The following is a 19,586-nucleotide window of genomic DNA, read 5'->3' as shown; positions in this document are numbered from 1 at the left end:
TTCAGTACCTGGCGGAGAAGGATTTCAACCCGCAGGCGCCTAGCGCCAGCACTCCAGCGCCAACGCAAGTACCAAAGCTGTCAGAATGCCCTCTCTCTCGCGCTCTCATGGCCGGAAGACAGGGGCAGAGGTAAGTTATTTACGGCAACAGCCGCCGTTACATGCGCGTTACGTAGCCGCCGAATATCATGTTTCCAACGAGAGGAAAGCGCCTGCCTGCGATCGACCAGCACCGCGCCATCGACGATGGTGAGATCGACCTTGACGTTCAGGATCTCCCTATCGGGCGCCGATATCCCCGGCACGCAGATGCTGGTGGCAGTGCCCGACGATCGGGGACGCGCGGCCATCAGCGCCCATTTCGAAACCCTGAAGCAGAGGCGTCCGCCCCGCTGGCGCGCCAGCCTCCTCCAATCGTCGCCGAACTGTCATGAAACGCGGCTAGCGGCAGCCTTCGGGCCGATCATATCGGGGGCGATTTCTGCCGCGTAACGAGACCAGACCACTCGCCAAGGGCGAGCCTGCACGCATTCCGGATTGGGCCGAAGTCCAGTCCGGGCTCGTGCGCTATCTGCGTGCGCAGGGTGCGCGGATAGATATCGCCGAGGACATTGCGCAGGAAACGCTCGCCCGGCTGATCGCAATCAGCCGCGAAAAGGAGATCGTCAGCCTGTTCGCACTGGGTTTCCGCATTGCCGACAACCTGCTGATCGACCGCCATCGCTGGGACAGCCGCCACGGCCTCGCGCCCGATCCGGAAATCCAGGGCGATACCCCCTCGCTTGACCGGGTGATGGATTCGCGCCGCGCGGTCGAGGTGTTCCAGCGCTGTCTCAACCGCATGCCCCGGCTGCGGCGCGAGGTGCTGGTCCGCCGCCGGCTGGGTCAGGAAAGCTGCCAGGCCATTGGCGAGGATCTGTCGCTCAGCCCGAAGGCGGTGGAAAAACACATCACACGCGGCCTGATCGACCTGCGCCGCGCAATGGAAAAGGCTGGCATAGACCGGCCGGGATGGGACGGATGAGACTGCGAGATACGGCAGATCTCGATAACCAGGCAGCCAGTTGGATCGAGAGAATGAGCCGCCCGGTGCTGGATAGCGAGATCGCAGCGGAGTTCGACCGCTGGATTAGCGAAGATCCCCGCCACCTGGAAAGCTATGCGCGTCTGGCCTCGGTGTGGAACGCCGATGGCCTTGCCCGCGCGCTCACAGCGGGCGTGCCGCACAACGACAACGACGAGGGCCAGCTCGACCTGCCCGGCTTTGCCGAACAGACCGGGCGCGGGCCGCTCGGGTCGCTCAAGCGCCTTGCGCGGCTGGCGGCGCTGGCCGCTATCGTGCTCGTGCCTGCCGCGCTCATCGCACAGGGTGCGCTCGCCCCCGTCACCACCTATTCCGCGCCCCGCGGCGAGGACCGGATCGTGGAACTGGCCGACGGCTCGCAGCTGCACCTGAGCGGCGGGACCCAGCTGTCGGTGCGCATCACCCCATGGTCGCGCAAGGTGACGATGGCGCGCGGGCAGACCTATTTCGATGTCGCCCACGAACCGCTCCGCAGCTTTACCGTCGATACCGGCAGCGCCAGCGTGTCGGTGCTCGGAACCGCTTTCGACATCAACCTGCGCGATCATGGCGAGCGCGAGGTTCGCGTCTATCGCGGGCTCGTCAATGTCGAGGCGGGCAATGGCGAATGGCGCGTTCCGGCCGGAGTCGGGGTCGCCATCATGGGCTCGCACATGCGCAGCCTCGACGATGTGGAAGGCGACGGACCGGGCTGGATCGATGGCTGGTTCGACGCGCAGGACACCGCGCTCGACGATCTGGTCGAGCAGGTGAACCGCAGCGCGGACAGCCCGATCGTGCTCACCGACCCCGGCCTTGGCGCGCTGCGGATCTCGGGGCGGTTCCAGCTCGATCACCCGCGCGAAGTGCTCGACACGCTCGCTCTGATCTACGGCCTGCGCTGGCAAGACGATGGCGATCAGCTGCTTGTCTCACGCTCTTGAGCACAGACCATGACCGCGTCGAAAACCTGCAATAATTTCACTGAAATGTAACAAAAATTTTTTGTCGGGTTTTTATATTTCCCGCCGTCATCCCGATGCTTTCAAGCACAAGGACAGGGACAAAATGCTTCGCTCAAAAACCGGTCGCGCCAATCTCACGGCGCTTGCACTTTCGTGCGCCATCATTCCGCTCACCATGGTTTCGACTCCGGCCTACGCCTCGGGGGAAAGTGCTTTCAGCTTCGCGATCCCGTCGCAGGATCTGGCGAGCGCGCTGCGCGAATATTCGCGCGTCACCGGCATTCAGGTCGCCGCCTCGTCCGACGTGCTGCGTGGCCGCACCAGCCGCGCGATTTCGGGCCGGCTGACGGCTGAAACGGCGCTGGCTCGCATCGTGGCGGGCGCAGGTGTCGCAACCCGCCGTCAGGGCCGCACCATCATCGTTTCGCTCGCCGATCCCGCCCCCGCCCCGGCACGGGCGACCCGGTCCGCTGCCGCTGCTCCGGCCCGTTCGGCACCGACCCGCACCGCGCCGAGCCCGCAGCAGACCGTCGAACCGGGCGAGCACAACGAGATCATCGTGACCGGCTATCTCGAAGCCGTACAGGCCTCGCTCGGCAAGAAGCGCGATTCCGATGTCATTTCCGACACCGTCAGTGCCGATGACATGGGCGATCTGCCCGCGAACAACGTTTCCGAAGCGCTCGCCCGCCTGCCCGGCGTCAACGCGGTGCGCGATGCCACCACCGGCGAAGGCGACCGCATCACCGTGCGCGGCCTCTCGACCGAGCTGAACAACTATTCGATCAACGGCGTGCGCCTTGGAGGCGCCGGCTCGCGCGACGATGTGTTCTATCGCGGCGTGCGCCTCTCGGTCCTGCCGCCGGACGGGATCAAGGAAATCACCGTCTTCAAGACCCTCACCCCCGACCGCGACGGCGACGCGCTGGGCGGCTCGGTCGATATCTCCACCCCCACCGCCTTCGATCAGGACCCGACCTATCTGCGCCTGTCGGGCGAGGCCAGCATGCTCGACAAGTACGACACCCCGCTCAGCGGTCAGTTCTCGGGCGCAGCCTCGCGCCAGTTCTCGGATCAGCTCGGCCTGTTCGTTTCGGGCAGCTGGAGCCGCCGCCAGTCGCGGTTCGAGCGCAACGGGGTCGACGGCGATAACCAGCCCGACACCTGGTATGCCGACAGCGAGACGCTGGGCTGGGACCCCAACCGTTTCGTGCTGCGCGGGATGAACCTGGGCTTCGGTGAAACCGAAGTCGAGCGCTGGGGCGTCAATTCGAGCCTCGATTTCCGCTCGGACAACCATGACCTCCACCTGCGCGGGCAGTATAACCGGTTCCGCAAGACCGAGTTTCTCAACCGCCTGAACTTCCGCAACGACACCAGCCGCAATTCGGCCCGCCTCTCGCAGGTCAACCGCGACGATACGAGCCTGCTTCAGCCGGATGACAATGTGGTCGGCTTCGACGATACGCTGGGCCGGATCTATGGCTACACCACCGCCCAGATCGTCGACCGCGACAAGGATGGCCGCATCACCGATGCCGACCGCTCATCCCGTTCGACCTATAGTCTGGTCGGCAAGTCGGGCACCTGGGACCCGGCTGGCTTCCGCCTGCGCCGGTTCTGGGAAGGCAAGAACGAAACCGGCAGCCTCGCCTCGGCCAACATCGGCGGCGTCTCGCGCTTCAACGCGGTGACGATCGACTACGACGTGTCCTACTCGCAGTCAGAGGACAACCTCGACGATGGCTACGAACTGGAGTTCCGCAGCGACAAGTATGGCTGGCGCGGCAATCGCGGCGTGCTGTTCTCGGCCGCCGAAGATGCGCGTTTCCCCAAGTGGCTGCTGAACCCGGCCGGACTTGCGGGCGTGCAGGACCCGGCCGAATACAACTTCAGCGGCCTCGAAGGCGAGATCGGCGGTTCGAGCGAGAAGCTGTGGCAGGGCCAGGCCAACCTCGAATGGGAGATCGGCTCGGGCTTCCTCGACACGATCCGCACCGGCGCCAAGTACTACAACTCGCGCCGCCGCACCTATGAAGGCTCGTTCCTCGACCTCAACGCCGATGGCACGCTGGCCGACTTCTCCGACCTCTACGGCGAAGAGATTACCAGCCTGTTCGGCGGGGCCTATACCGGCGACTATCGCCTTGGCACCACGCTCGACAACGATGCCATGATGGCCGAGCTGCAACGCGCCGAGAATGGCGACAGCAGCCTGTTCGATGGCTTCGCGGTCGACCCGTCGCAGGCCGAAATCTCCGACGAGGACAGCTTCACCTTCGAGGAGCGGGTGATCTCGGGCTACCTGATGGGCACCGCCTATGTCGGGCGCGCGCAGATCATCGCCGGTGTGCGCATGGAGAACACGCGCAACACCATCGACGCCTGGAACACCGACCCGGTCAACGGCGAACGCTATACCCGCGACCGCACCAGCTTCACCAACTGGCTGCCCTCGGTCCACGTCAACTACGACATCGACCGCAAGACCAAGCTGCGCGCGGCGATCTGGACCAGCTTTGCCCGGCCCGACATCGCCCGCATGAGCTCGGCCCGCGAGTACTCCTACGACCGCGATCCCGATGGCAACGGTGTGCAGAACCCCACCAGCGAGTGGATCCTGACCGGCATCGAGATGGGCAATCCCGACCTCAAGCCGCTGCGTTCGACCAACTTCGATATCTCGCTCGAACGCTACAACGGCACCACCGGGGCCTACTCGATTGCGGTGTTCTACAAGGATATCGAGAACTTCCTGTTCCGCTCGTCCTCCAGCAACATCCGCCACGGCACGGCGGGCGTGAACGTGAACCCGGAAGGCGTCGCCATCACCATGCCCAACAACGGCAAGTGGGCCGAGGTCTACGGCGTGGAAATCAGCGGCCAGCAACTGCTGCACTGGCTGCCCGGCGTGTTCGGCTCGCTGGGCATTGGCGGCAACGTCACGCTGCAACGCTCGAAGGCGGCCACGGGGCTCTCGTGGCACCCGGATGGCTATACCCTGCCGCTGATGGAGACGCCCGAGACCATCGCCAACCTCCAGCTGTTCTGGGAGCGCAATGGCTGGGAAGTCTACGGCGCGTGGAACTATCAGTCGCGGTTCATGGCCGGCATCAACGACTTCGGCAACGACCCCTACGAGCAGGCCTACAGCTTCGTCGACCTGACCTTCCGCCGCAGCTTCCTGAAGAAGTCGTCGGTGCAGGTGCAGGTGCAGAATCTGTTCGACTCGCACACCTACTGGCAGACCGTGTCGAGCAGCGAAGGGGCCAGCCGCGCCTATATCAAGAACGGGCGGACGATCTCGCTCGGCTTCAACCTGATCTTCTGATGGAAGTGATCATGAGCATTCGCAAAGCCCTCTTCGCCGCCGCCCTTCTTGCAACCTGCGCCGCCCCCGTGGCGGCGCAGGACGCGCCCGCCCCGGCGCTTGCGCCCGCAACGGTGCAGCCCGAGCGCATTATCCTCAACCTCACCGCCGACACGGCGCACGAAATGGCGATCACCTGGCGCAGCGCACCGGGCCTTGCCGGTATTGTGCAATATGCACGCGCCACGGCCGGGCCCGACTTCGTGCAGAACCCCGAAACACAGGAGGCCATCACCGACGACGCCACCTTCGCGGTGCAGGAAGATCCGGCCTTTTCCGCCGCCTACCACTCCGCCGTACTGACCGGGCTCGAACCCGACACCGTCTATGCCTACCGGGTGGGCGACGGGACGCACTGGTCCGAATGGTTCCAGTTCCGCACCGCCGCCGCCGAGGCCAGGCCGTTCCGGTTCATCTACATGGGCGACATGCAGAACCAGGTGCTGTCGGAAGCCTCGCGCACGCTGCGCATGGCCTTCCGCACGGCAGGCGACGCGGCCTTCACCATCCACGCGGGCGACCTCATCAACCGCCACAGCTCGGATCGCGAATGGGGCGAGTGGTTTGCCGCTGGCGGGTTCCTCTATGCCCAGACCCCGCAAATGCCCACGCCGGGCAATCACGAATATGTGCGGGATGAAAGCGCCCGCGCCGGATCGTCGCTCACCGGCCAGTGGCGGCGGCAGTTCACCTTGCCCGAGAACGGCCCCGCCTCGGTGCCCGAGGCGCTCGAAACGCACTGGTACACCGACTATCAGGGCCTGCGCCTGATCTCGGTCGACGCACCGCAGCTTGACCGCAACGAAACCGAGCGCACCGCGACGGTCGCCTGGCTCGATGGCCTGCTCAGCAACAACCCCAACCGCTGGACGGTGATCTTCCTGCACTTCCCGCTCTATTCGAGCGACCCGGATCGCGACAATCCGAAGGTGCGCGATGCGCTCAAGCCGCTGATCGACAAGTACGGTGTCGATCTCGTGCTGCAAGGGCACGATCATGGCTACGCCCGCGGCGCGGTCGGCCCGGACGGTCCGAGCGCGGACGATGCGGGGGCGACCTATGTCGTCTCGGTGGCCGGGCCGAAAATGTACGAAGTCGGCAATCTCGCCTGGGCGCGCAAGACGGCCTCGCGCACGCAGGCCTATCAGGTGATCGACATCGACGGCGCCGACCTCGCCTATCGCGCCTACGACGCAACCGGCGCGCTGCTCGATACGTTGGATCTGCACAAGGACTGACGCGGCAACGGCCCGCCCTTCGGGTGCCCGTTTGCAACGGCATCGCTTCGCCAGCGGCGTAGCGGTGCCGTTGCTGTTTTCGGCCAGTCAGCAGATAGGAGCGCCGCGGACAAGGTTCGCGCAGTCGACGGTCGATACAGGAATAGTCAGATGCCATCCCCTCTCCCCACCCCGAGCTTCAGTACGCAGCGCTTTACAATGCGGGCTCTGGAGCGTTCGGATGCCGCCGCCCTATTCGCGACGCTGGCGGACGAAACCCAATGCCGATATCTGTCGCGGCCGCATTTCACCTCGGTGGAAGAACTGGCGGACTGGCTGACCGACCCGGAATGGCCCGGCAGGACATGGGTTGCCATCGACAAGGCAGACGGCACGCTGGCCGGACGCTACGTCGCCTATCCGGGGCTTGACGAGGGCGTACTGGAACTGGGCTATATCACCGTTGCCGAATATCAGGGGCACGGTGTGGCGACCGAGTGTATGAGCGGCCTGATCGACCATCTGTTTGCAGAGGGCCCCTACCGCAAGGTCTATGCCGAACTCGACGGCGAGAACCTCGCCTCGGTGCGGGTGGTTGAGCGGCTCGGGTTCACCCGCGAGGGCTGCCTGCGGCAACACGAAGTGACCCACAAGGGCCTGTGCGACCTGCTGATCTACGGCCTGCTGCGTGCAGAATGGCCGGGTGCGAAGGCCTAGCCTAGCCGCCCTCGTAAAACCGCTGCTGCCACTCCCTCGGCCCCACACCCAACCGGCGCAGGAACACCCGCCGCATGGTCTCCGCCGAGCCGAGCCCGGCCTGGCGCGTGGCGGTGTGAACGCTCTTCTGACCGCCCCGGAGGTGTTCGACTTCGTGCGCACGCAGGCGAAAACGGCGCGCTGGTGCGGGGACAAGACCGGCCTGCTCTCGGAAAAGCGCACGGCAAAGCACCGGCCTGCGCTGTCCTTGTTAACCGGCCCTCCCATCTCCTGCCCCGCCTTCTAACCGGTCCCCCAAAGGGTGCGACGACCGCTGGCACGCCCAGCCCTCACCGAACGGCATCCGCACCACCACGTTCACCAGCCGGGGGTCAGACCGTTGATCTATCTTGTCTGGGCAATGCCTGCCCTCGCGATCATTACCCTGATCGCAAGCGGGCGACTGGGGACGCTGGCAGCTTCCTTCGTCGGGCTTCTGGTTGCGCTTGTTGTAACGCTCAGCAGCGCACCGCACGAGTTTCTGGCCGCACATGCGGCTGTCTCGCTGCTGCGCGGGATCTGGATCGGCTGGAACGTGCTGCCCTACATTCTGGGCGGGCTCCTGTTCTGGCAGATGGCAATCCGCCCCGGCAACGCCGCCATGCCGGTCGACGGCGGCCCCGGCGATCCGCGCGCGCGGCGGAGGCTGCTGTTTTCGGCCTGCTTCCTCATCGGCCCATTTGCAGAGTCCGCCACCGGATTTGGCATCGGCATCATCGGCACGATCGTGCTGATCCGGCGGCTCGACCTGCCGCCTGTCTACCTCATTTGTTTCGCGCTGCTCAGCCAGACCATGATCCTGTGGGGAGGCATGGGTAGCAGTTCCATCATCGCGGCAGCACTCGCGCGCGCCGATCCCACAACGCTGGCCGTCAACGCCAGCCTGTTTCTGGTCGTGTTCAATATCCTGTGGCTGCCGCTCTACTGGCGCATGGCCGACAAGGTCGGCATTGCCGCCGACCCGCGCGAATGCGCGAGCGAGGCCGCATGGCTTGGCCTCTGCCTCGTCAGCGTCGTTGCCGCCACTGCCGTGCTGGGGCCGGAGACGGCGATGCTCGCATCCTATGGACCGATCATCGTGCTGCGCTATCTCGTCGATGAGCGGCCCGACCGCCGCACCCTTGCCCGCTCCGTGCAGCGGATGATGCCGTTCGTGGTGCTGATCGGGTGGCTGGTGGCGACAAGGCTGTTTGCCCCTCTCACCCATGTCCTCGAACAGGCGATCCGCATCGCGCCGTTCGCAGGGCTGCCCGCCTGGTCGCCGTTGTTCCACGCGGGCACCTGGCTGATCGTCGGCGCTGTGCTGACCGGCCTGCTGCGCGGAGACGCGGCGATTTTCGGCGCGGAGATCAGGTCGGCATGGAAGACAGGACGGCTGGCCATCGTCACCGTCATGACCTTTGCGATGATGGCCGAGCTACTTACCGGCTCGGGTGTCGCCGAGGGTCTGGCCACGGGCATGGCCTCGGCGCTCGGGGCATGGGCAGTCGTCCTCACCCCGCAGCTTTCGGCGATTTTCGGCGCGCTCGCCAACAGCGGCAACGCGGCCAACGGGCTGTTCATGTCGTCTCAGGTCAATCTCGCCATCAGCACCGGGCTGAATGTGAAAGCCGTGGTCGCGCTACAGCAGGCGGCCGCGCAGTCGCTCAACATGATCTCGCCGGTTCGGATGTCGATCGTGTGCGGCATGGCCGGGACACCGGGGCGCGAACGGGAGGCCTATCGCACGATGTTCCCGTTTGGCATCGCGACCGTGGTGGTAACCCTCATCGGTTCGCTGCTGATCGCGCTGAAGATCATCTGAAGGTCACCCGATCCGCATGCAAAAACCCCAGGGGCATCTCTCTGCACCCCTGGGGCTTTTTGATTCGTTGCTAGGCCGGTTTGGCGGGCTGAACCGGCTCTGCGTCGTCTTCCCTGGCCATCAGTTCGTACCACATGGCGTTGAGGACGGCGAAAGCGGCGGCCAGCGGAAAGCCAAGCAGCCAGGCGAAATACCACATCGTTGTTCTCCTAAAATCTCTGCTTTCAGTATGCGTGGCCGTCGCCGCTGCTGATCTGCTTCGCATCCACCTTCCCCCACAGAACGCGGTAAACCCAGGTGGTGTAGAGCACGATCAGCGGCAGCAAGATCCCCGTCGCAACCAGCATGACGAACAGCGTCAGGTGGCTGGAGGAGGCATCCCACACCGTGAGGCTCGAACGCGGATCGACCGAGGAGGGAAGAATGAACGGGAACATCGCGAGGCCAACCGTGGCAATGATTCCAAGCACCGAAAGCCCGCTCGCCAGGAGCGTCAGCACCTCCCGGCGCAGGAAGCAGAACAGCAGCATGAACAGCGTTCCGGCGAAGCCGAGCACAGGGGCGGCCATCATCCAGGGATAGGCGGCATAGTTCGCAAACCAGAAGCCGGGGCCCTGTTCGACCACCTTCGTCAACGGGTTGGACGGCGCATCGGTGACGATCTGCGAAGCGAAGCGGAACCCGTCGACGTCGCTGACCCACACCCCGCCCAGAGCAAACAGGGCGAAAGTGGCAAGCGCCGCGAAAGTCCCGAGGCGGCGCGCGCGCCAGGCGACCGCTCGGCTGGTCCTGAGGATCAGCCATGAGGCTCCGTGCATGGTCAGCATCGCAACCGACAGCGCCCCGCACAGCAGCGCAAACGGATTGAGCAGTTCGACCAGCGTGGTGCCATCGTAGAAAATGCGCAGATCCTGATCGAGATGGAACGGAACGCCCTGCAGCACATTGCCCACCGCCACGCCGAAAATCAGCGCCGGAACGATGCCGCCGACAAACAGCGCCCAGTCCCAGCCACTGCGCCAGCGCTGGCTGTCGCGCTTGGAGCGGTACTTGAACCCGACCGGGCGCAGGATCAGCGCGGCCAGCACCGCGAACATCGCCAGATAAAAGCCCGAGAACGACACCGCATAAAGCGGCGGCCATGCCGCGAAAATCGCGCCCCCACCCACAATGAGCCAGACCTGATTGCCCTCCCACACGGGGCCGACAGCATTGATCACCACGCGGCGATCAAGGTCGTCGCTGGCGACGAAGGGCAGCAGGATCTGCGTGCCGAGGTCGAACCCGTCCATCACCGCAAAGCCGATCAGCAGGACGCCCAGCAGCAGCCACCAGATCAGGCGCAGGGTTTCATAATCGATGAGTTGGTGCAGGATCATGCCGGATCACTCCGCGGGTGCGAGCGCGTCGGGGACGAGCTTCTGGTTGGGGGAATTGTCCTTTTCCGGTCCCTTGCGGATCGCGGCGAGCATCAGCTTCGTCTCGATAATGAAGAGGATCGTGTAGATGACGGTGAAGCCGGCAATGGTCGAGAGCACGGTCGCCGCGCCGAGATCGGACACGGCGGCAGCGGTCGGCAACACGCCCTCGATAACCCAGGGCTGACGACCGACCTCGGCCACGATCCACCCGCACTCTGCGGCGATCCACGGCAGCGGGATCGCACCGACGGCAACCTTCAGCAGCCAGCGATGCCGGTCGAGCCGGTGTCGTGCCGACAGGTAGACGAAGGTCGCGGTCAGGACGATGAAGAAGAACCCGAGCCCGACCATGGTGCGGAAAGCCCAGAACAGCGTCGGGACATGCGGCACCGTGTCCCAGGCCGCCTGCCTGATCTGCGCGTCACTGGCCTCGCGTGGATCGTCAAGATAGGGCCTGAGCAGCAGCGCATAGCCGAGGTAGTGGCCGGTATCCTCGAAGGCGGCGGCGGCATCGCTCGGGATCGCCTCGCTGCTCCCCGCCTTGCGGATCGCTTGCAGCGCATCGAAGGCGACGATCCCTTGCCTGATGCGCGTTTCGGCGAGGTCGACCAGATCGTGAATGCCGGGAATTTCACTGGTCAGCGAGCGCGTCCCGATCACGCCCATCACCCAGGGGATATGGACGGCGTAATGCGTCTTGCGCTCGGTGTTGTCGGGCAGTCCGACGAGGGTGAAAGCGGCGGGAGCCGGTTCGGTGTGCCACATCGCCTCGATCGCGGCGAGTTTCATCTTCTGGTGCTCGGTGGAGAGGTAGCCGCTCTCGTCGCCGAGCACGACCACCGAAAGCGATGACGCGAGGCCGAACGAGGCGGCCACGGTCATGGAACGTTTGGCGAGCGCGGTATGCCGCCCCTTGAGCAGATACCAGGCCGAGACCCCCAGCACGAAGATCGACGCCACGACGTACCCGGCTGAAACCGTGTGGACGAACTTGGCCTGCGCCACCGGGTTGAACACGACCGCGGCGAAGTCTTCCACCTCCATCCGCATGGTCTGCGGATTGAACACCGCGCCGACGGGGTTCTGCATCCAGCCGTTGGCAATCAGAATCCACAGCGCCGAGAAGTTGGAGCCGAGCGCCACCGCCCAGGTCGCGGCGAGGTGCCCGAGCTTCGACAGCTTGTCCCAGCCGAAGAAAAACAGCCCGACGAAGGTTGCCTCAAGGAAGAAGGCCATCAACCCCTCGATCGCCAACGGCGCGCCGAAGATGTCACCGACGTAGTGGCTGTAATAGCTCCAGTTCATGCCGAACTGGAATTCCATCACGATGCCGGTGGCCGCGCCGAGCACGAAGTTGATGCCGAACAGCACGCCCCAGAACTTGGTCATCTGCCGCCAGATCTCGCGCCCGGTCATGACATAGACCGTCTCCATGCTCGCGATCAGCACCGACAGGCCGATGGTGAGCGGCACGAACAGGAAATGGTACAGCACCGTGATGGCGAACTGCAGCCGCGACAAGTCGACGATATTTAGGTCCATGACTGGCTCCGGTAGGTCATATCAATCGGGTCTCAGCGCCTTGAGCTGAGTATCGAATGCCATGCTGCCGCGCGCGAGATCGGCGCCGATGCGGCCGTCGCGCAGCACGATGATGCGGTCGGCCAGAGCGGCCTCGCGGCGGGTGTGGGTGGCGATAACCAGCGTGCGTCCGGCTGCGCGCTGATGCAGGCGCGCAAGCAGGTCGCGCGCGGTGTCGCCATCGAGGCCCTCGGTCGGCTCATCGAGCAGCCACAGCGGTGCGGCGCGCAGCAGCAGCCGCGCGAGGGCAAGCCGCCGTGCCTGCCCCGCCGAAAGCCCCGCCCCGCCCTCGCCGAGCATGGTGCATAGCCCCTCGGGCAGAGCAGTGACATGATCGGACAGGCCCGCCGCCGCCAGCACATCCAGCATTTCGGTGTCGGACGCATCGGCGCGCGCGACCGCGAGATTTCCGCGCAGCGTGTCGCGGAACAGCTCGGTGCGCTGGGTAAGCAGCGCGAATTGCGAGGTGCGGACTTGGCCGCTGGTGGCTGCCAGCTCGCCCGCCAGCAGTGCCAGAAGCGTGGACTTGCCCGCCCCGCTCGGCCCGACCAGCGCAATGCGCTCGCCCGCTCGGACGGATAACGATATTCGCGAGAGGACCGGCGTGGCCGCGCCCGGATAGAGGACATCGACATTGTCGAGGCCAACCGGAAAACCCTCCCGCGTGAGCGCGGGCGCGTTTTGGTGAGCCGGTCTTTGCAGACGCGGCCCGAGCCGGGATGCCGCCTGAAGGGTGCCGCCCAATTCGATAGCGCCCCGCCGCAGAAGTGCGAACGGCTCGAAGGCGGCGAGCACGAGCAGCACGGCGAAGGCCGCAATCGGCGCGCCGATTGCCTGAGCCTCGGCAAGGCATGCCGCCGCCAGCAATGTGCCTGCCAGAAGGGCCGCCGAGACGATGCCGAAACCAAAGCCGGTATCGGCCTCGGTGCGGTTGAGCGCCCGGTCGGCTTCGCCGACACGCGTATCGGCGGCTGCCAGCGCCCGCACCTGCGCGCCTAGGCGATTGGCAACGGCAAGGTCGGCCTGTCCGCGCACCAGATCTATCGTGCGCGAGCGAAGGATCTCAAGCCCGTGCCCCCGCCGGCGAGCCGCGGTGCGCGCACGCTTCGCCGCCCACAAGGGAATGCCGAGCCCACCGGCCAGCAGCGCGCCGCCGACAGCAAGCCCAAGCAGCGGATGAACAAAGGCAAGGGCAAGAGCGACAGCCAGTGCCGCGCCGACTGCGGCACACAAGGGAGCGATCACACGCAAGTACAGGGAATCGAGCGCGTCGATATCGATTGTCAGCCGGAACAGACGCCGCGACGGGTTGGCGGCAAGGCCATGGGCCGCATCGGGCTGGGCAAAACCGCGGAACAGGCGTTCGCGCAGCCCCGCCAGCACACGCAAAGTGGCATCGTGGGTAGCGAGCCTCTCCCCATAGCGCGAGGCGGTGCGGTCGATCGCCAGCAAGCGGATGCTTGCCGAGGGCATGAACACATCGAAGGCCAGCGCGCTCGCCACCGTCGCCCCCGCCAGAGCGGTGGCGGCAATGAACCAGCCCGACAACCCCAGCAGCGCGATCCCGGCCAGCGCAGTGGTGAGCGACAGCACCACGCCCCGCAGGAGCGCCCGCCGGTCGCTCGCCCTGACCAGAGCGACAATCGGCAGCAGGTTGGCGCGCCCGGTCATGCCGGCACCTGTGCGAGCGCACCGGTGGGGCAGGCGATGATGCGGTCCACGCGCGCAGCGAGCGTCGGATCGTGCGTGGCAACGATCAGCGTGCTTTCCTGCGCCAGTGCAAGCAGCCGTTCGGTGATCTCGTGAGCGGTTGCGCGGTCGAGATGGGCGGTCGGCTCGTCGACCAGAATGAGGCCGGGCCGTGATCCCGCCGCCGCGCGCGCCAATGCGAGACGCAGCGCCTCACCACCCGACAGCCCCGCCCCGCCCTCGCCAATGGGAGCGCCGCCGCGCCGTGCCGCCAGCGGACCGATCTGCGCCAGCATCGCGGCGTGGTCGATCTCCTTGCGGCCCAGAGCTGGCCGTCCCAGCGCAATGTTGCTGGCCAGCGTGCCTGAGAAAATGTGCGGCGGCTGGCCAAGCCAGCCGATGCGGGCGCGCAGGCGCGCGGCATTGGCCTCGTCCATCGGCTCGCCGCCAAGCAGGATCGCGCCGGCATGCGGCTCGGCCAGCCCGGCGAGAAGGGCCAGAAAGGTCGACTTGCCGCTGCCGCTCGGGGCCATGAAGGCAACGTGTTCGCCGGCACGGATGGAGAGGTTCAGGCCGTCAAGCACAGGATGGCGAGTTCCGGCGTGGCGAAAGGCGAGATCTACGACCTCGACCGAAAGCGGCCCTTCCTCCGAGGCGGCCACGCTTTCCAGCGCACCGACAATCGCCGGGCCGGGAACGGCGAGGCGTTCCAGCGCCTCGAGACTGGCCTCGCCTGCCGCGCGGTCATGCCAGACCGACGACAGATCGCGCAGCGGTTCGAAAAAGGCGGGAGCCAGCAGCAGGATGAACAGGCCCTGCGCCAGCGTGAGCTTTTCGCCCCAGGCTCCGAAGTTCAGCTCGCCAAGGTAGTGAAAACCGACATAGACCGCGACCAGCGCCACCCCCAGCGAGGCGAACAGCTCCAGCACCGCAGAGGAGAGGAAGGCGATGCGCAGCACGGCCATCGTCGAGATCCGCAAGTCCTCGGCATTGGCGCGCACGCTGTCCGCCGTGCGGTTGACCGCGCCGAAGGCCCGAATGGTGGCAAGCCCGCGCAGCCGGTCAAGCAGAAAGGCGTTCATATCGCCCACGCGTTCGAGCTGCGTTTCGCTGGCAGCTTTCGCCCGCCAGCCGATCAGCGCCATAAAGATCGGGATGACGGGCGCGGCCACCAGCAGCACCAGCGCCGCTACCCACGAAAAGACGAAAACGATGGCAAGAATGGCCACCGGCACGACGGTGGCGCGGAAACGGAGCGGCCCGAACCGGGCCAGATACGGCACAATGGCAGAGGCCTGCTCGGTCAGCACGCTGGCAACCAGCCCGGACGACGGGCGCGTGATATCAAGCGGCGAGCGACCGGCAACGGCCACAGCGGCGCGCGCGCGCAAAGCCGAGAGATAGGAGCGGGCAACGTCATAAGCGCGCGTGGTGCCCGCCCGCTCAAGCGCGGCGCGCACCAGACCGAGAGCGAAGACCCCCGCAGCAGGCCAGGCCGCAGCCTGAGCACCAGCGTCATCGGCAATCGTGCCAATCGCAATGGCGATCAGCGCCGCCTGCGCGATCCACAGCAACGACGCCGCCGTCTGCAGCGCAATGGCCAGGCGCGGGATGCCCCGCTCACGCCCATCGCGCTCATTGCGGGGGAAGCTGGTGCGCAGGTTCTTCATCAGCCTCGGTGTTTCCCTTTGCCAAAGCAAATGGCGGCGAGGACCCCACGGAAACAGAGACCTCACACGCACCCTGCGCACCACCAACAACAGTTCGCGACTAACTGTCGCTCGCTCATTAGCCCCCATCCGGAGGGCTACTAAGAACCGGGTTAGAGAAGTCCTCTGGGCCGGATCGCCTGTTTTGCCATTGCATCGCGGAAGGCCCAGTCGAGCCAGGGCAGCACGTCGACCATGTCGCCATTCTCAACCGTCGCTCCGCTCCAGAGCCGCAGTCCGGGCGGTGCGGCGCGATAGGAGGCAATGTCATAGGCGACGCCTTCCTGTTCGAGCGTCGTCACCATGGTGCGCACGAAAGCAGCCTGTTCTTCCGCACCAAGCGCCGCAATCGCGGGATCGGCAATGCGCAGGCAGATCGCAGTGCAGGACCGGGTCGCCGGGTCTTGCGCGAGGAACTCGATCCAGTCGGTATGGCGGACCCACTCGTCGACACTGGCGAGGTTGGCCTCGCAGCGGCGTACCAGCTCCGCCAGACCGCCGATCGACTGCGCCCACAAGAGACCGTCGATCGCGTCCTCGATGACCAGCAGCGACGGCGTGTTGAGCGTGTCGCCCGCGAAAAAGCCGGGCGCGACCTTGCCGTTGCTGACCACGCGAAACAGCTTCGGAAGCGGCCGCGGCGGAACATAGCTTTCAAGGCGCTCGACCGCGCGCGGGCTCATGACCACAACGCCATGCGCGCCCTCCCCGCCCAGCACCTTCTGCCATGACCAGGTCACGACATCGAGCTTGCGCCAGGGCAGCTCCATCCCGAAAGCCGCCGAAGTGGCGTCGCAGATGGTGAGGCCCGCCCGGTCGTCGGCGATCCAGTCGCCATCGGGCACGCGCACGCCCGAGGTCGTCCCGTTCCAGGTGAAGACCGTATCGCGCGCGGGATCGACATCCGCAAGCACAGGCAGTGCGCCATAGGGCGCGGTCAGGCTGCGAACGTCGTCGAGCCGCAATTCGCGCAGGATATCGTGCAGCCATTCGGCGCCGAAGCTCTCCCACGACAGCACATCGACCCCGCGCTGCCCGAGCATCGACCACAGCACCATCTCCATCGCGCCGGTATCCGACCCCGGCACAATCGCGATCCCATAGTCCTCGGGAATGCCGAGCACCTCGCGCGTCAGGTCAAGCACCTGCCGGATCTTGTTCTTGCCCGCGGCCGAGCGGTGCGAGCGGCCGACCGTAGCCTCCGCCAGCGCGCGCGGCTCCCAGCCCGGTCGCTTGGCCGATGGCCCGGAGGAGAAATAGGGGCGCTCGGGGCGTCGTTGCGGTTTGGGCAGATCGATGGGCACGGGGGTTTCCTGACAAAGCGAGACCGGCGATAAGTGCGGCCGCGCGAGCCATGATCGCCGCCGCGCCTTGCGGGAGTGCCGGATTGGGCAAGCGCACTGGGCCGGTGGTCCATCCGGCCCACCCACAATTGCTGAACCGGCTGATAACGAGAGCCGGATATGCCGCTAGTTGGGGGCGACGAGGCCGGATGGCGGAGTGGTTACGCAGCGGAGTGCAAGTCCGTGCAGCCTGGTTCAATTCCAGGTCCGGCCTCCACCAGTTTGCCATGGCTAAGGGCTCGCGAGATGATACCAGTCGACGAAATTCTGGTCGGGGCAATCGCGCCGCTCGGTCTGCGCGCCGCGCCCAGCGGGATCGCCAAGAGCCCGGTGCAAGGCCGCCTCTTCCTCGGACCGGAGGGCTTCACAGGCGACGCTCAGGGCGATCGCAAGCATCATGGCGGCGTCGAAAAAGCTGTCCACCACTATGCCTATGAGCACTACCCCTACTGGATAGCCGCGATTGGCGAGCGCGACGTGCTCACCCGCCCCGGTGCCTTCGGCGAGAACCTGTCGACCCGTGGCCTTACCGAACAGGATGTCGCCATCGGCGATACCTTCCGGCTTGGCGAGGCGGTGATTCAGGTCAGTCAGGGACGCCAGCCGTGCTGGAAGCTCAATGCGCGCTTCGATGCCGCCGACATGGCCATTCAGGTCCAGAAGTCGGGTCTTACCGGATGGTATTACCGGGTGCTGGAAACCGGCCATGTCGAGCCGGGTGACGGGCTCGAACTGGTGGATCGCCTTTCGCCCGAATGGACGATCCAGCGGCTCTGGCGCGTGCTCTATATCGATACGATGAACCATGACGAACTGGCCGCGATGGTCGACCTTGAGCATCTGCCCGAAGGCTGGCGCGGCTATGCCAGAAAGCGGCTTGCAACGCGCAAGGTCGAAGACTGGTCGCGCCGCCTCAACGAAACGCCGCCCGCATCGGCCTGACCCGGCGCAGGCGGCCATGCGGCCCGCCGGGCGGATTGCACCGGCGACAGGGCGCGCCTAGTCTGGCCATCGAAGTCTGGCCCACCAAAATGGCGTCCAGCATATCAGGAAAGCATGCCGGATGGGCAAGGGAACCACGCTCACGATCGAAGTCAGTCCGCAGGCGCGCGAGCCGGTGTTCCTCGCGCTGGCGCGCACCATCGTGCAGGAGATCGAGCGGGGCCGTCTGAAGCCGGGCGATCCCCTGCCCGGTACGCGGGCGCTATCGCGCAGCCTTAAGCTCAATCGCAACACGGTCGATGCCGCCTATCACGAGCTGGCGATGCAGGGCTGGCTTGTAACCGAGCCTTCGCGCGGCACTTTCGTCGCCACCGATCTTCCCGACATGGCGCTGCACCGGCTGCCCACACGCCCGGTGCCCCCAGCCAGCAACCCTGCCCTCACGCCGGAGCGGTCGCTGCTGCGATTGTCCGACGGGTCCCCCGACGTGCGGCTGGTGCCGACCACCGCCTTTGCGCAGGCGTTCCGCCGCGCGCTCGCCAGCACCGCCTTCACCTCGGGCGGCGGCTACGGCGACCCGCGCGGGAACGGCAAGCTGCGCGATGCCCTATCGTCATATCTGCGCGACGAGCGCGGGCTGACCGCCGCCGCTTCCGAAATTCTGGTAACGCGCGGCAGCCAGATGGCGCTCTTTCTGGCGGCCTCCACGGTGGCTGATCCCGGCTCGCTCATCGCGGTTGAACGGCCCGGCTATCCGCTCGCATGGTCGGCCTTTCGCGCAGCGGGTGCGGATGTCGTCGGCGTGCCGGTCGATGCGGGCGGGATCGATGTCGAGGCGCTGGAGCAGATCGCCCGCGCCAATGGCCGCCTGCGCGCCGTCTATGTCACCCCGCACCATCAGTACCCCACCACCGTGACGATGGGCGTCGCACGGCGCCTGCGGCTGCTCGAAGTCGCGCGCCGCTATGGCCTGGTCGTGATCGAGGACGACTACGACAACGAATACCGCTTCGATGGCCGCCCGATCCTGCCGCTGGCGGCACGGGCCGACAGCGACCTGCCGATCATCTACATCGGATCGCTGTCCAAGCTGCTCGCGCCCGGCATTCGCCTTGGCTACGCGGTCGCTTCCCCGCAAATCCTCACCCAGATGGCCGACCGCCGCGAGGCGCTCGACCGGCAGGGGGATCTGCCACTCGAATATGCGCTGGCCGACCTCATCGAGGAGGGGACGATCAAACGCCATGCCCGCAAGGCGCGCCGGGTCTATCACGCACGGCGCGACCTCATGGCCGAGCTGCTGCGCGAACGGCTGTCAGACCATGTCGAGTTCGCTCTGCCCGCCGGTGGGCTGGCAATATGGCTGCGCATCGCCGACGGCCTGAGCGCCGAGACATGGGCCGCCAATGCCGCCAAGCTCGGCCTTTCGGTCATGCCGGGCATCCAGTTCGATCTGGAGACGGTGAAGCCGGCTGAAGCCTTCCGGCTCGGGTTCGCGAGCCTCGACGACAAGGAGCTGACCCGCGCCATCGACCTGTTTACGCGGGCCATGCCCCGCTGAGAACATCGGCTGGCGCCACAGCGCGTGGCCCTATCCTATCCGGCCCAGATAACATCTGCGATCCGCACCTGATTGGCAGTCCGCACCAGCGCTAGACACTCCGGCATTTGCAGGAGAGCGTCATTGTGACCGACACCCCCCATTTTCACCACCCAGCTACACCCC

At 66.1% G+C, this 19,586-nt stretch carries 16 protein-coding genes and 1 tRNA gene; 10 read left to right on the top strand and 7 right to left on the bottom strand.

Annotated elements, in window-relative coordinates:
- Window positions 1–80: 80 nt before the first annotated feature.
- Window positions 81–350, bottom strand: a complete 270-nt coding sequence (locus D2V17_RS20965; protein ID WP_147367349.1) for a hypothetical protein — start codon at window positions 348–350, stop codon at window positions 81–83.
- A 212-nt stretch (window positions 351–562) separates the two neighbouring features.
- On the opposite strand from D2V17_RS20965, the gene D2V17_RS10350 reads away from it, so the two are divergent.
- From D2V17_RS10350 to D2V17_RS10320, 7 genes are all read left to right on the top strand, one after another.
- The gene (locus D2V17_RS10350) at window positions 563–1,024 is read left to right on the top strand and encodes an RNA polymerase sigma factor (RefSeq protein ID WP_191229152.1); all 462 of its coding nucleotides are present in this window, start codon (window positions 563–565) and stop codon (window positions 1,022–1,024) included.
- Complete coding sequence (locus tag D2V17_RS10345; protein WP_220474103.1) at window positions 1,021–2,007, top strand: FecR family protein; 987 nt, start codon at window positions 1,021–1,023, stop codon at window positions 2,005–2,007. The genes D2V17_RS10350 and D2V17_RS10345 overlap by 4 nt, the downstream gene beginning before the upstream one ends.
- Window positions 2,008–2,131: 124 nt before the next feature.
- Window positions 2,132–5,359, top strand: a complete 3,228-nt coding sequence (locus D2V17_RS10340) for a TonB-dependent receptor (RefSeq protein WP_119592897.1) — start codon at window positions 2,132–2,134, stop codon at window positions 5,357–5,359.
- Window positions 5,360–5,370: 11 nt separating this feature from the next.
- Window positions 5,371–6,636 carry a purple acid phosphatase family protein gene (locus D2V17_RS10335; protein ID WP_119592936.1) on the top strand — a complete coding sequence of 422 codons (1,266 nt, stop codon included), beginning with the start codon at window positions 5,371–5,373 and terminating at the stop codon, window positions 6,634–6,636.
- Between the two features lie 150 nt (window positions 6,637–6,786).
- Window positions 6,787–7,332, top strand: coding sequence for a GNAT family N-acetyltransferase (locus tag D2V17_RS10330; RefSeq protein WP_119592896.1), 546 nt, complete (start codon window positions 6,787–6,789; stop codon window positions 7,330–7,332).
- A gap of 115 nt (window positions 7,333–7,447) precedes the next feature.
- Window positions 7,448–7,618, top strand: coding sequence for a hypothetical protein (locus tag D2V17_RS21350; RefSeq protein WP_191229151.1), 171 nt, complete (start codon window positions 7,448–7,450; stop codon window positions 7,616–7,618).
- Between the two features lie 114 nt (window positions 7,619–7,732).
- Window positions 7,733–9,175, top strand: a complete 1,443-nt coding sequence (locus D2V17_RS10320; protein ID WP_220474102.1) for an L-lactate permease — start codon at window positions 7,733–7,735, stop codon at window positions 9,173–9,175.
- 70 nt (window positions 9,176–9,245) lie between these two features.
- Here D2V17_RS10320 and cydX read toward each other — a convergent pair whose 3' ends face one another.
- From cydX to D2V17_RS10290, 6 genes are all read right to left on the bottom strand, one after another.
- Complete coding sequence (cydX, locus tag D2V17_RS10315; RefSeq protein ID WP_119592894.1) at window positions 9,246–9,374, bottom strand: cytochrome bd-I oxidase subunit CydX; 129 nt, start codon at window positions 9,372–9,374, stop codon at window positions 9,246–9,248.
- A 25-nt stretch (window positions 9,375–9,399) separates the two neighbouring features.
- Window positions 9,400–10,554: a cytochrome d ubiquinol oxidase subunit II gene (gene cydB / locus D2V17_RS10310; RefSeq protein ID WP_119592893.1), complete on the bottom strand. Its 1,155-nt coding sequence runs from the start codon at window positions 10,552–10,554 to the stop codon at window positions 9,400–9,402.
- Between the two features lie 6 nt (window positions 10,555–10,560).
- Window positions 10,561–12,138 carry a cytochrome ubiquinol oxidase subunit I gene (locus D2V17_RS10305; RefSeq protein ID WP_119592892.1) on the bottom strand — a complete coding sequence of 526 codons (1,578 nt, stop codon included), beginning with the start codon at window positions 12,136–12,138 and terminating at the stop codon, window positions 10,561–10,563.
- A 21-nt stretch (window positions 12,139–12,159) separates the two neighbouring features.
- A complete protein-coding gene (locus D2V17_RS10300; protein WP_119592891.1) occupies window positions 12,160–13,848 on the bottom strand; it encodes an amino acid ABC transporter ATP-binding/permease protein in 1,689 nt (562 codons plus the stop codon).
- Complete coding sequence (gene cydD, locus D2V17_RS10295; RefSeq protein ID WP_119592890.1) at window positions 13,845–15,536, bottom strand: thiol reductant ABC exporter subunit CydD; 1,692 nt, start codon at window positions 15,534–15,536, stop codon at window positions 13,845–13,847. Before cydD ends, D2V17_RS10300 begins: the two co-directional genes overlap by 4 nt.
- A 152-nt stretch (window positions 15,537–15,688) precedes the next feature.
- Window positions 15,689–16,879 (bottom strand): phosphoserine transaminase, encoded by a 1,191-nt coding sequence (locus tag D2V17_RS10290; RefSeq protein WP_220474101.1) that lies wholly within the window; start codon window positions 16,877–16,879, stop codon window positions 15,689–15,691.
- A 182-nt stretch (window positions 16,880–17,061) separates the two neighbouring features.
- Here D2V17_RS10290 and D2V17_RS10285 point away from each other — a divergent pair.
- From D2V17_RS10285 to pdxR, 3 genes are all read left to right on the top strand, one after another.
- Window positions 17,062–17,135 (top strand) — tRNA-Cys (locus D2V17_RS10285).
- Between the two features lie 29 nt (window positions 17,136–17,164).
- The gene (locus D2V17_RS10280; RefSeq protein WP_119592889.1) at window positions 17,165–17,860 is read left to right on the top strand and encodes an MOSC domain-containing protein; all 696 of its coding nucleotides are present in this window, start codon (window positions 17,165–17,167) and stop codon (window positions 17,858–17,860) included.
- Window positions 17,861–17,981: 121 nt separating this feature from the next.
- Window positions 17,982–19,421, top strand: a complete 1,440-nt coding sequence (gene pdxR / locus D2V17_RS10275) for a MocR-like pyridoxine biosynthesis transcription factor PdxR (RefSeq protein ID WP_119592888.1) — start codon at window positions 17,982–17,984, stop codon at window positions 19,419–19,421.
- Window positions 19,422–19,586 lie beyond the last annotated feature (165 nt).

This window comes from Aurantiacibacter xanthus, assembly GCF_003584015.1.
GTDB classification, from domain to species: Bacteria; Pseudomonadota; Alphaproteobacteria; order Sphingomonadales; family Sphingomonadaceae; genus Alteraurantiacibacter; species Alteraurantiacibacter xanthus.
This window is presented reverse-complemented; position numbering and strand designations above follow the sequence as displayed.